The sequence below is a fragment of the Patescibacteria group bacterium genome, assembly GCA_041650895.1.
GTDB lineage: Bacteria > Patescibacteriota > Patescibacteriia > 2-01-FULL-39-33 > 2-01-FULL-39-33 > CAISTG01.
In genome coordinates this window covers 519,834-533,061 of record JBAZKF010000001.1, presented here as the reverse complement: position 1 = coordinate 533,061, position 13,228 = coordinate 519,834, and the positions used below count along the sequence as shown (strand labels likewise).

General features: G+C 43.1%; 7 protein-coding genes. All 7 read left to right on the top strand.

Going from position 1 to position 13,228, the window contains the following annotated elements:
• Window positions 1-4: 4 nt before the first annotated feature.
• Window positions 5-712: an RsmE family RNA methyltransferase gene (locus tag WC473_02595; protein MFA5124689.1), complete on the top strand. Its 708-nt coding sequence runs from the start codon at window positions 5-7 to the stop codon at window positions 710-712.
• 26 nt (window positions 713-738) lie between these two features.
• Window positions 739-1,146 (top strand): TraR/DksA C4-type zinc finger protein, encoded by a 408-nt coding sequence (locus WC473_02590; GenBank protein MFA5124688.1) that lies wholly within the window; start codon window positions 739-741, stop codon window positions 1,144-1,146.
• A 5-nt stretch (window positions 1,147-1,151) separates the two neighbouring features.
• Complete coding sequence (locus WC473_02585) at window positions 1,152-1,604, top strand: signal peptidase II (protein MFA5124687.1); 453 nt, start codon at window positions 1,152-1,154, stop codon at window positions 1,602-1,604.
• Between the two features lie 55 nt (window positions 1,605-1,659).
• Window positions 1,660-2,601: a hypothetical protein gene (locus WC473_02580; protein MFA5124686.1), complete on the top strand. Its 942-nt coding sequence runs from the start codon at window positions 1,660-1,662 to the stop codon at window positions 2,599-2,601.
• Window positions 2,598-3,353 (top strand): hypothetical protein, encoded by a 756-nt coding sequence (locus tag WC473_02575; GenBank protein ID MFA5124685.1) that lies wholly within the window; start codon window positions 2,598-2,600, stop codon window positions 3,351-3,353. The genes WC473_02580 and WC473_02575 overlap by 4 nt, the downstream gene beginning before the upstream one ends.
• A gap of 2 nt (window positions 3,354-3,355) precedes the next feature.
• Window positions 3,356-6,088 (top strand): carboxypeptidase-like regulatory domain-containing protein, encoded by a 2,733-nt coding sequence (locus WC473_02570; GenBank protein MFA5124684.1) that lies wholly within the window; start codon window positions 3,356-3,358, stop codon window positions 6,086-6,088.
• Window positions 6,089-6,322: 234 nt separating this feature from the next.
• On the top strand, window positions 6,323-13,156 hold the full coding sequence (locus WC473_02565) for a tail fiber domain-containing protein (protein ID MFA5124683.1): 6,834 nt from the start codon (window positions 6,323-6,325) through the stop codon (window positions 13,154-13,156).
• Window positions 13,157-13,228 lie beyond the last annotated feature (72 nt).

Below are 13,228 nucleotides of genomic sequence, written 5' to 3'. Positions count from 1 at the left end.
GCCTATGCAGCGTTTTTATATACCGCTACAAGATTTTCGCGACAATTACGCGATTAGCGACAATGAAATCTTGATCAGGCAATTAGCCAATGTGTTGCGCGCCAAAGAAGGCGATAAGTTTTTACTGTTTAATAATTCCGGCTGGGAATATCTGGGTCAGTTGATTAAGTTGACCAAGAATGAGGCCAGGTTTTTGTTGATTGACCAGAAACCGGGCTTACGCGAACCGGAACGGCGGATAACATTGTACCAATCATTACTTAAGACTGATAAATTTGAATGGGTGTTGCAGAAAGCCACGGAAATAGGCGCAGCCAAAATCGTGCCGATTATTAGCGAGCGCTCTATTGTTCGTGAAGTGCGCCTGCCTAAATTACAGCGTTTTAGGGAAATAGTACGAGAAGCTTCGGAACAGTGCGGAGCCGTCGTATTAACCGAAGTGGCGCCGGCTTTGACTTTTAGCCAGGCCCTGCAAGGATTGGGTCGTGAGGGTGGTATTCGCCTAATCGCTTACGAGGGTGAAGAAAATCGTCTTTTGGAAGATCATTTGGAAGAAAAAATTAACCTGTTCGTCGGTCCGGAGGGTGGTTGGTCAACGGAAGAGATTATGTTGGCTCAGGAAGCTGGCTGTCTGACTGTCACTTTGGGACGCAGAATTTTGCGCGCCGAAACGGCAGCGCTTGCCGCCTTGGTGCGTTTAATCCAAGATTGACATAATTCTCCAGGCATAATATAATTATGCTATCTTTAAGTATTATTTATAATGTTATGAATGATCAGCAACTGCAACAATTCAAATTACAACTCGAGGCCAAAAAAGCGGAGATCATCAAGCATTTGGATGCTATTGGCACTCGCGCTGAAGGCGATGAAGTCAATTTTAACGCTGATTTTCCTGATTATGGCAATAGCCAGTCAATTGAAGATAACGCTTCTGAGGTTTCTGATTACGCCACTAATCTTTCATTGGAACATGAATTGGAGGATAATCTTCATGATGTAGAGAAGGCCTTAAAGAAGATTGTCGAAGGCACTTACGGCAAGTGCAAGCATTGCGGCAAAGAAATTGAGGCCGGGCGTCTAGCCATCCGTCCCGAATCCACTTCTTGCGTTTCCTGCAAGAAATCGCTCAAAGGCCAAAGTTAAGATTTATGATGAAAGATCTCAAAACCGCAATTACCCTTTTGGCGCCGATTGCGGTTTTTATATTTGATCGCGGCCTTAAATGGCTGTTTATTCACTCTTGGTCCGAGGTCATTTTTCCTCTTGGCCAATGGTTAAGTTTACGTTTGGCCTTTAACTCTGGCGTAGCTTTCGGCTTACCGGTTAACTATTGGCTGATAATCATTTTATATCTGTTGGCTTTTGGGGCACTGTCTTATTACGGACTAATACTTTTTTGTCGTAAAAACAGTGGGCAATTGTTGTCTTTGCTTTTGGTTTGGGTCGGCGCTTGGTCTAATTTTCTTGATCGTTTGTATTACGCCCGCGTGATTGATTATATCGATGTGCGATATTTTTCTATTTTCAATTTAGCTGACTGCGCTATTGTCGGCGGTTTGATTTTCTTGGTTTGGTCAGCATATCGACAAGAAGCTGAATAATTTTCTCATCTCACGGCTTCTGTGTTATAATATAATTGAAAGTTAAATAATATCTATGCCTAAACGAACAATTTGGCTGGCAACTTTTTGTTTGCTGGTTTTGGCTCCGCTTTGCTCTACCGCTTATACAGTCACTCCGCTAACCAACGTAGGAAATTTTAATGATTTTGTTCTGGAAGGTGGAAAAAAAGAATTACGTCTGAACCCGGGACAAAACGAGAAAACCTTAGTGGCGGTCATCAATCGTTCTGGCCAACCCTTGAATTTTTCTGTGGCTGTGGAGGATTTTACCGCTCAAAGTGGTGTTGATTTGGAATTCCTGGGCGCGCAGAAAGGGCAATATTCCCTAAAGGATTTTTTACACCCAGAGGTAATGAGCTTTTCCTTGCTGCATGGCGAACGAATGGAACTGCCAGTAGAAGTGAAGGTGCCTATTGATGCCCCGCCTGGCGGGCTTTATGGCGCAGTCCTAATCAGTGTAGTCGCCCCTACTGTGGCGGATTCGGAAGATAGCGCCGGACGGGTCAAGCCGGTTTCGCGCTTAGCCTCGCTCTATTTTGTCCGAGTCAGCGGTGCGGTTGAGGAATCAGGAGAATTAACCGGCCTTAAAGCAGAGAAAAACCTTAATAGCTCCGCCCCGGTTAAAGTCGGTTTTTCTTTTAAGAATACCGGAAATATTTATTTAAACCCCTCCGGAGAAATATCCTTATTGAATTTTTTAGGACAGACTAAAGAGAAAATAAAGATTCCCGCTTACTTTGTCATGCCGGAAACGACACGAACGCAGACATTAGAGTTCACTCAGCCGAAATTCGGCTGGTATCGCGTCAAATTATTATTGAATCCCGGTTATGGCCAGAGTTATACCGAGAGTTATGCTGGTTTCTGGGTTTTACCGTCTTGGATTTTTACGATTCTAATTGTTGTCGCGGTTATTGCGGTAATCAGCGCTATCTTTTGGCTGAAACGACGCCGGAGTAAGAGTAAAACGATATGAAAAATAAAATATTTTTTTTAATTATCGCTGTTTTTTTAATTACTTTCGCTTCGCCGGTTTGGGCTTATGTTATGTCGTCAACCAATTATGAGTTGCAACGTGATTCTCTTAATTTTATCGGCGGATTAAGTACCTCCACCACTTATGATTTAGAGCAAACCGGCGGTGAAATCGGTACCGGTCTTTCCACCAGCACCACTTACCAAACTAACGCCGGCTTCCAGCAGTTGGATGAAACAACTTATGTCGCTTTAACTGTTGCTGATTCCAGCGTTTCGCTTTCGCCTTCAATTAATTCAACTTTAGGCGGTATAGCCAATGGCTCCACTATAGCGACGGTTAGGACCAGCGGCGCGCTTGGTTATACTTTGCAGATTAAAGCCGGGTCAGCCCCCGCCTTGGTTTCTGGGATAAACAGCTTTGCTGACTACGTTAAGGCCGGCGCTGATCCTGATTATACCTGGTCGGTAACATCTGCCGCTTCGGGTTTTGGTTTTACTCCCGAAGGATCAGATATTACTTCCACCTATCGGGATGACGGAGCGACGTGCAATATCGGCGGAGTAGCGGATAATCCCAATGCCTGTTGGGATGAATTGACAACCAGCGATAAAACCATTGCTCAATCAGCGGCGGCTGATGTTGTCGGTACTGCCACAACCATTAAATTGCGTGCCGAGGCTGGCGCTGACGTCAATCAATCGGCAGGCAGTTACAGCGCCACTGTTACTCTTACCGCCTATACCAATTAATTATGCCAGCGGTTAAAAAAATAGCTTTTATCCTTTTTCTTGCTCTTTTACCGCTGACGGTTTCGGCTGTAACCTCCAGTGACAGTTTTAGCGTTGACGTGTCGGTCGTTGCCTCCGTCTGTAATAATAACGGCGTTTGCGAAACCGGAGAAACTAATGATAATTGTCCCAGTGATTGCCCGCCTCCCTGCACTGATTGCGGCGGTGGTTTTGTAATTTCTGATGTTAGAGTGGCCACGACTACGATTAGCGGAGCCACGATTACTTGGCAGACTAATAGTTCCGCTTATTGTCAGTTGCATTGGGGTACCACCACCGATTATTTGACTGGTCAAGCCGCTGAGGTATCACCCGTAACAGCCCATTCATCATCCATAACCTCTCTTAGTCAAGCAACCCTATATCATTTCTATCTTGCTTGCCAGAATACAACCGGCGGATCGGCTCAGACGGGTGATTATGATTTTACCACTAAGAGCGCTTCGACGCCGGCTTTGATTGCCAACGTTGACGGCTTGCGTTTGGTAGCCGGGGATAGCCGATTAACCCTATTCTGGCAGAACCCCACCAGTACTGACTTTGCCGGCGTCACTATTAGGCGTTCCACCGTTGATTATCCCGCTTTAGCTTCGGGCGTATTGGTTTATGACGGCTGGGGCGAGCCGGCCGTCAGTCCGGAAATCAGCTTTTTAAACACCGGCTTGATTAATGGCACGAGATACTATTATACTGCTTTTGCTTATGATTCTATCGGTAATTTTGCTTCCGGCGCCAGTATTAGCGGTGTGCCCATAAGCTCTCCTACTACCACTCCGACAACCACACCATCCAATGTGACTGATTTGAGCATAGTTGAGGGTGACAGTATCTTGACTTTATTTTGGCGCAACCCAGCGGAGCCGGATTTTACCGGCGCGTACATCCGTCGCTCTACCTTGGGTTACCCCTCGTTAACTTCCGGTATAGCCATATACAGCGGTTTGGGCGAGTCAGTTCCGGACGGGCGAGTCAGTCTGGCTAATCCCGGCTTGGTTAACGGTACCAGATATTACTATTCGATTTTTTCTTTTAATTCTTTTGGTTTTTATTCCAGTGGTGTCGGCATCAATGGCGTGCCCTTCACTGTGACCACTACTCCGCCGATTATTCCGACCACCACACCGACGACGACTCCGCCAATCATTCCGCCACAGATCAATTTAGGCGATTTTATTTTTAGCCAAGATGAGTCAATTAGTGTTTTTTCCGCCGATGGTACGGTCACTGTTTCTGCTGACGGTGGGATGATCACTGTTTATATCGCCGCCGATAAAGTTCCCGGGGGTACGGATAGGATCAAGATGGATTTATCCTCGGCCGTCAATAATTATGTTTATTTTTTAACCTATGATGCCGTCAGTAATACTTATGCCGCTCAATTTTCTCCCATACCGGCCGGCCGTTATGATTTAAGATTTTCCGCGCAAGATTCCATTGGAGCTCAGTTGGCGGAAGTATCTGGTTGGTTAGTGTCAGTCGCTTTGGTTAGGCCGTTAGAAATCATAGAACAACTGCCAGGCGTCGCTTTACTAAGGGCAATGGCGGAATTTTTAACGCCGATCAGAGATATCGCCCAGTCGCCGATGGGCAAAATAATCGCTCAGGTAACCGTGGGCTTAGCCTTGATTAATGTCAGTTTAGTTGTGCCTTTTTGGAGTTTCTCTATTTTGCAATTCTTATTTACCCAACCTTGGCTTTTCTTGTTTCGGCGACGTCGTAAGGATTGGGGTGTAGTGTTCAATTCTATCACCAAGAAACCAGTTGATTTGGCGCTGGTCCGCTTATACAACAAGGCGACTGACCGCTTAGTGACTTCTCGGGTAACTGATAAATTCGGAAGATTTATTTTCTTTGCTCCGGAAGGCCAGTACGTCATTAGGGTTGAAAAGTCTGGTTTTATTTATCCCTCGGAGATTTTAGCCGGCAAAAAGTCAGATGGCCAGTATCTGGACTTGTATTTTGGTGAAACCATCAATATTCCCGCCGGTTCAATGGGTACGATAGCTCCGAATATTCCGTTGGATTCGGATAAGAATTTGGCGATAACAGATAAACAGGCTATAGCGAAGTTTCGCAAGGGGTATTGGGCGGCCAGTCTTAGTTTAATCGGTCCCATTTTGGCCTTTATCTATGCTTTTATTTATCCTTCTATTTTTTCCGCTTTGATTTTAGCTTTACATCTATCGCTACTTTTGATTTTTAAGCGTCTAGCCGATAAACCCAAAGGAAAACGCAGTTGGGGCAGGGTTTATGACTTGACCAATAAGAAATCTTTGGCCAAAGCGGTGATTAGGATTTTCTCTCCCGAATACGGCCGTATGTTGGAGTTCTATGTGACTAATAATCGCGGTGAATATGGGTTTTTGGCGGAAAATAATAAGTATTATTTGACTGCCAGCAAGGACGGCTATGCCCAAGCTAAGACCCCAATAATCGATTTAACCGGCCAGACCGCGGCCGAAGCCGTGGTTAAACAGAATATCGGTTTAAAACAGGGAAAGGAACAAATAATGGAAGCAGTTGAGACTCAAGAAACCGATCAATCGGCCGTGCCCTCAGAAAATACGCTTATTAAAGAAGTCTCAGAAGAAACAAGGCCGGTTAATGAGAGTCAATTTACCAATGTTCCGCCGATCGCTGATAATCAGCCGACGCAGTCAAAAGAACCAGAAGATAAAGAAGGATTATTCGGCTAAAACCCAACTAAAATATTAACTAAAAAGATGTTCCGCAGTTTACGGAGCATTTTTTTATAAATCTGTGGATAACAATTTCGTTTTCTGACTCGTTTTGTGTTATAATTTATAAAGGCATTACCAAAAGTAAGAGTAATTTTATTACTTTTTCTATTAGGTTTAATGCGTAAACATTTTGGCATGGTGACAAAAACACACCAAAATTCTTTTAAGTACCTGATGATTAGGGTTATCATGGCTTGTTTTGCTGTGTTTTCCCTGTTTTTTGTTGTCTCCCAAGCCAATGCTTCATTTAATCAGCAAATAAATTATCAAGGCAAGCTAACTGACCATAGCGATAGTCCAGTGGCTGATGGTGATTACGATATGGTGTTTAGATTATGTGCCGATTCATCTTGTTCTTCGGTGCTTTGGACGGAAACGCGAACCGGCGCTGATCAAGTGGCGGTTGCCAATGGTTTGTTTTCAGTTATGTTAGGGTCGGTTACTTCTTTGTCTTCGGTGGATTTTAATCAAGACATATATTTAGAAGTAGCCGTTGACGGGGAAACCCTTACCCCCAGAAAACGTCTGGGCGCTGTGCCGAACGCCCTTAACACCTTGGAATTTGACGGCTTGGCTACCACCTCTTTTTTAAGGGCGGACATGGCTAATGATCGCGCCACCATAACTAATTTGACTTCCACCAATTTTTTTGCCAGCAACGCCTCAATTACTAATGCCACCAGCACTAATTTTTTCGCCGCGGCTCTTAGCGCCATATCTTCCATTATCAGTAGTTTAACGGCTACTATAGCCAATATTTCTACTTTGGTTTTTGGTGATGCGACAGGCGGTACTTTGGCTGTTACCGATTTATCGGTTACTTCAACTGCCAATATCAAGAATTTAAGCGCCTCCTCCACCTTGGCGATAAATGCTACTTCCACTAATTTGTTTTCTACTTACGCTTCTATAACTCAAGCCACCACGACTGATTTTTACACTTCCGTCTTTAATGCTATCTCCGGTTTATTCACTAATTTGGTCGCCACCATTGCCAGTATCACAGATTTGACCGCAACTCGGGCAACTTCTACTGAAAGTTTTGCTTCTCAGGGTATTACTACCCTGGCAACAACCACCTTTTCCTTTTTTAATGATACTGTTCAAGGCAAAATCTACGGTTATACCATCCCGTCAGGGGCTTTTGCTAGTGGCACCAACGTTATTCTGACTGACGTTTTTGGCTTTAAAGACTCGTCCTATATTTGGAATACTCAGCCCGATCAAAGTCCCATGATATTATTTGGCTCTTATGATAATGATAGTATAGCCACAATAGGCTACCAGACCACCACTCAACATTTGATTTTTGTTTCTAATAACAGTGTCGGCGCGGCCAAGGACTTTGAAAAAATTTCTTTAGCTAGTGGTAACCTAATTAATGTTTCTATATCCCAGAATCCTAAACTGACTTTTAGTGCCAATAGTGTCACTACTTCTGATATTTACTTGAATTCTTCCACTGATAGATTGATTTTTGAAAACGCCTCCGGCGGCTATTACTTTGATAATCACGTTACTACTACCGGTAATCTAGGTGTTTTGGGCAATACCCAATTAGCCGCTACTACCATTAATGGCAATCTTTCGGTGACCGGATCAGCCACGACCACTAACTCTTCTTACTTGGGGACCGTCGCCGGTTTGAATGGAGTTTATATCAATGATTGGTCGGATATTTCCACTTTAGCCGGCAATTGGTCTACCAGTTCCAGTGACTATTGGAAGTCAATAACCAACTTTTTTTCCACTACATCTGCTGATTATTGGGAGACTCAGCAAATTAGATGGTCTACCACTTCCGAACAGTATTTTTGGAACACTACGACGACGTGGGCGGGGTTCCAAAGCAATTTTGACGCTTCTTATTTAGTGGCTACAGCCAAGAACCCTTTTGACCAATGGCTGGATACAACCAATACCCCGACTTTTGCCGGTTTGGACTTGACCGGGGAATTATCCGTTTCCGGCACTTCTACTCTGGCTACTACTACCATCAATCGATTGTTATCAGGCGACCAGACGTTAGTCGGAGCAGGTTCGGCATTTAGTGTTTCAGCATTATATAATTTATTTTCTTCGCTTTTTGGCGGTATAACCGGTTTATTAAACAACATAGAAGAAAGCAGCTGGCTTGATTATGGGGGTGGTACTAGCATCGGTCTTGGCAGTGTTTACTCTTCAGTCAATGTCAATTCTTCTTCAACTAACGATAGTTCAATTTATTACGGTAATAACTGGGAAACGACTTACGCCAATAATTCTGGGTTTACGGTTGCCGACTCTAACAGATTCAAAACACTCTTTGATGCAGGCTCCAATATATCTACTAACGGTTATATTGATAACGTCAATTTTGAGTTAGAGAATGACGGAATATTCACTGGCAGATTAGACAATGTGCATATTATTAATACTAATGACGGCGGAACAATTACAGGTGATTACTCGGCATTAAGAATTGACGATGTTCTGTTAATGGGTGCCACCAATAACTATGCCATTTACTCTACAAATGGCAAGAACTATTTTGGCGGAGATTTACGGGTGGTGGGGGTAGTTACGACATCTGATTTGTATGCTGATAGGATTTCAATTTTAGATGACATAGCGACTATACAAGAAACTTCAACCGACCCCTGGGGAAATTCGAATGCTGGGGCACTTGGTATCACCGGAGCAACCAATTATAACTTTGATCGGGGGTTGAATGTCAATGGAACCACTACCCTTAAAGGGAGCAATCAGGTTTTAAGAGTTGTTACCAACCAGGATTATTACCAGTACGGTTCTCATCAAATTGAATTTGAATCTTACCTTAATACACCGACTGATTCAATAATTGTCGCTACCATGGGTATGACAACAAGAATACCCAGTGATTTCAACGGTGATTTATACCGAGTTCACGGAGCTGAAATTGGAGTAATTAATGACGGAACAACAACCGATAATCGCCTGATTGGTAGTAGAAATTATGTTTATGACAACGGAGCTGGAATTGTCGACCAAATCTGGGGCAGTTATGGAGAGGCGGGGGTATCAAACGGTGGCCAGACTTTGACGATTAGTGAATTTTCTGCCTTTCATGGCAGAAATAACTTTTTTGATGTTATTAATGCCTCAAATACGACAATAACCGTAACCGACGCCATCGGACTTGATTTGGATATTATTAGCGATGTAAATTTTCATCCTATAAATTATAAGGGTATTAATATAAGGAATGTTGGAAATGATGGAGCAGAGAATGCGTATGGTTTTTATACCGAAGGCATCACTTCAGCATCAAATCTTAATTACAATATCTGGTCGGGAGGTTCCAACACTCAAAATTATTTTGCTGGCAAGGTGGGTATCGGTAAATCATTGCCCGAAACGGCTTTGGATGTTTATGGCACGGTTTCCACCACTCTCTTAACAATTAATGGCAATGCCAGCAGTTCAGCCAGTATCTATGCCAAGAGTTTCCGAGCTTCGGAAACTTCCACTCTGGCCACTACCACTATCAATCAGTTATTAGTAGGCGACCAGACGTTAGTCGGAGCAGGTTCAGTCATTAGTGCCTTTCCTTTTTATAATGTATTAGCTTCTATCTTTGGAGGTCTAAATGCTTTTGTAAGAACAGTAGAAGAAAATAATTGGGCTGATATTGGCGGTGGATTAAGTCTTGGTCTTGGAAGTATTTATTCCTCGGTTACTGTTAACTCTTCTTCAACTAATGATGCTTCAGTTTATTACGGTAATAACTGGGAAACGACTTACGCCAATAATTCTGGGTTTCTTGTAGCTGATTCTAATAGATTTAGAACTGTTTTTGATGTTGATTCAAATATATCCACTAACGGCTATGTTGATAACGCCAACTTTGAATTGGAGAATGACGGAATATTCACTGGCATATTAGACAATGTGCATATTATCAGCACTAATGACGGCGGAACAATTACAGGTGATTACTCAGCTTTAAGAATTGACGACGTTGATTCAATGGGAGCAACCAATAACTATGCCATTTACTCTACAAATGGCAAGAATTACTTTGGTGGAGATTTGCAGGTAGCGGGAATCACTACTACTACTAATTTAGTCGTTGGCAGTCTAAACGGCATCCTGCAAGCTACTAATGGCTTGGTCGGTGTGACTTCTTCGCCTTATCTTTCTGGCGACCTTACCATTGGCAGTTTAAACGGAGTTTTACAGGCAACTAATGGCTTGGTCGGTGTGACTTCTTCGCCTTATCTTTCTAACCTAAAAATTGCTACTTCCACTTTGCTTTATTCAGCTCCAAGTTATGTTACTACTTCTTTGCCAGAAGTTCATGGCGGGGCATCTAACTCCATGGTTTATGGCGATTATCTCTATGTAGTATTACAATCTCCGACCTCTACTAACAAGTTAAGAATTTTTGATATTTCCAATCCTGATAATCCGATTATAGTAAATGATAGTTTTGCTTTGAGGCCGGGTGCCGGTTTGGGAGCCAGATGCATTGATATTGATGGGAAATACGCTTATATCGGATTTGAGGAGTACTCTTATCAAAGCACTAATACTTTATCTATTTTGGATATTTCCGATCCGACTAATCCAGTGGAAAAGGTTGGAGAAGATTATATCGCTAATTATGCTTTAAGAAAATTAAAAGTCATAGACGGTTTGCTTTATACCGCTTATTACTCCAGTCTCTTAACCGGTGAAGATGGTTTGCAAATCATCAATGTGTCTAATCCTTCCAAGCCAAGGAGAATCAGTAATCCCGTTACTAATTTCCCCGGTGAGACTCGGGGCATTGATGTTCAGGGAAAATACGCCTACACCGTCAGTTATGTTGCTACTTCAACTAATGTATTCAGGATCGTTGATATTTCTGATCCGGTTAATCCGATTGTTGTTGGCGGTGATTTATTGGATATGCCGCCGTTAGGCCGGGATGTGGTTGTTAAGGGTAGTTATGCTTATACCACTCATGACTGCTTTGGACCGCCTATAGACATTGGGGTCACTTCTACCGAGGTATTTAGGATTATTGACATTTCTTCTTCCACTAATCCGGTAATTGTTGGAGGGTCTCAGTTGGAATTTTACAAGGATATAAATGATTTTTCAGGATCTACCGGCTTATCGGTTCAAGGTGATTATGCTTATGTTGTTGATAATAAGGGTGCAGCTTTGAAAATTATTAACATTTCTGACCCGTATAATCCGTATTTTGTTGATTCAATCAGCACCTTGGGCAATCCTTGGGGAGTGGAAGTCTCCGGGAACAGGGCTTATTTGCCATTGTCTGTAAGCCCCAATAGGTTAGTGATTATAAAGCTTCCGGGATTGGATACGCCGACCGCCAGGGTTGGCTCGTTAGTGTCTGGCGGTTTACAGGTGTTAAGGGATTTGATAACCGTCGGTTTGGGCAAGTTTTTCGGAGTGATAATCGGCAGTGGCGGGCTTAAGGTTGCCGGTGAGACGAATCTAAATTCTACTACGACCATTGGTGTTGTCACCACTACCCCAACTCATAAATTAACCGTTACATCGCCTAATGATTGGCTCCAACTCACAAATGATGGCAATTATGGGCTCAAGTTCTATATAAATAAAGGCCTCATGGATGTTCCAATGATTTCCGGTCATGCTTCTACTTCTGCTGTTTTTGGATCCGATATGGATTTAGTGGGTATAAAAGATCATCTCGCAGTTTTCTCAACTAATCGTGATGCTCATGTTAGCTTTTTTGCCTCAGATTTTTCGTCGGCTGCGGATATTTATTTTACTACCTCAACTGAGTTATTGTCTTTTGATAGCGCTAAAAGTTATCAATGGCTTGATTATAATGACGGTCTGCCTTTTGTTACCTTTGATGCTGAAGCTAAAACCGTAAATATTTCCACCTTAGATACCAATGGCGCTGTTTATTCCAATAACGGAACTTTGACTAATGTTAATCCGTCATCTCGAGAGTATAAAGATGATATCATTGATACTAGCTTGAATATCGACGCTTTATTGGGATTGCAAGTCAAATCGTTTATCTGGAAACAGACCGGGCAGACTGACTTTGGTTTGATCGCCGAAGAAATCAGAGATGCTTTGCCGGAATTATATCTTGATGACGGCCGAACCAAGGGCTATCGCGCCGACCATCTGCCATTTTATTTATTGCAGGTTGCTCAGCGTCAGGAGCAAGAACTTGGGGTTCTGTCCGCTCAATTATCCGGAATTATCGCTTCCAGCACTGAGTCGGCCTTAGTTGTTGACGACTCTCCGCTTGATGATTTAGAAGTATTGGATTCATTAGCGGTAAATTCTTCAGCCACTTTTTACGGTACCATCACAGTTATCGGCGAAGCAGGATTTGAATCAAAGGTGGTGTTTAAGGATCATATTTATTTGGATAAGGATGCGGCTGGCACAGTTAAGTTGTCTGCCGGTGCAACCTCTACCGCTGTTCATTTTGCTAAGCCCTATGATGTTGATCCGATAATCACGCTGACCCCCTTACTTAATGTTTCCGGGCATGATTATTGGATAGAAGCGCAAAGCTCCACCGGCTTTATTGTTGCAGTCGATCTGCCGTTTACAGAGGAGATGAGATTTAATTGGCATGCTCTGGCGGTTAAAAGCGATGATGAGACTTCAGATAATAATACCGACGACTTGGGTGATATAGTTGTTAATGATGAAATGAATATTGTTTTAAGCAGTAGTTCGCCGATTTTTTTACAAAATAACTCCTCAACAACAGCTGACTCTTCCGGTAGCGATCCGTTTTTTGTTAGTTCTACCCCGTTGTCGGTTACTGGGGTTATCGGTCCACCGGTCGTTTTGGGAGCAAATGGAACGGCTGGTTCTAAAGGTATGGGAACAATCCAACCAGCAAATCCCATGGCCGGAGAACCGTCTAATCCGGAGATAATGTCGGTGATCGGTGAATTGACTGCTACGGGATCGGGTCAAATAGGCAATGGATCAACAACAGTAACGGTTGCCGCCGCTCCTCAGATTGACCTAGGAAACGAAGAATGATAAGATTCAGCCTGTTAAAGCTATTGGGCTAGATGCTTCTTAAATATGGTTATTTGATAGGATCTACTTATT

What these genes read in the sequence shown, in the direction of transcription:
- WC473_02595 (MFA5124689.1), top strand. Translation starts at nt 5, where the DNA reads ATGCAGCGTTTTTATATACCGCTACAAGATTTTCGCGACAATTACGCG.
- WC473_02590 (MFA5124688.1), top strand. Translation starts at nt 739, where the DNA reads ATGCTATCTTTAAGTATTATTTATAATGTTATGAATGATCAGCAACTG.
- WC473_02585 (MFA5124687.1), top strand. Translation starts at nt 1,152, where the DNA reads ATGATGAAAGATCTCAAAACCGCAATTACCCTTTTGGCGCCGATTGCG.
- WC473_02580 (MFA5124686.1), top strand. Translation starts at nt 1,660, where the DNA reads ATGCCTAAACGAACAATTTGGCTGGCAACTTTTTGTTTGCTGGTTTTG.
- WC473_02575 (MFA5124685.1), top strand. Translation starts at nt 2,598, where the DNA reads ATGAAAAATAAAATATTTTTTTTAATTATCGCTGTTTTTTTAATTACT.
- WC473_02570 (MFA5124684.1), top strand. Translation starts at nt 3,356, where the DNA reads ATGCCAGCGGTTAAAAAAATAGCTTTTATCCTTTTTCTTGCTCTTTTA.
- WC473_02565 (MFA5124683.1), top strand. Translation starts at nt 6,323, where the DNA reads ATGGCTTGTTTTGCTGTGTTTTCCCTGTTTTTTGTTGTCTCCCAAGCC.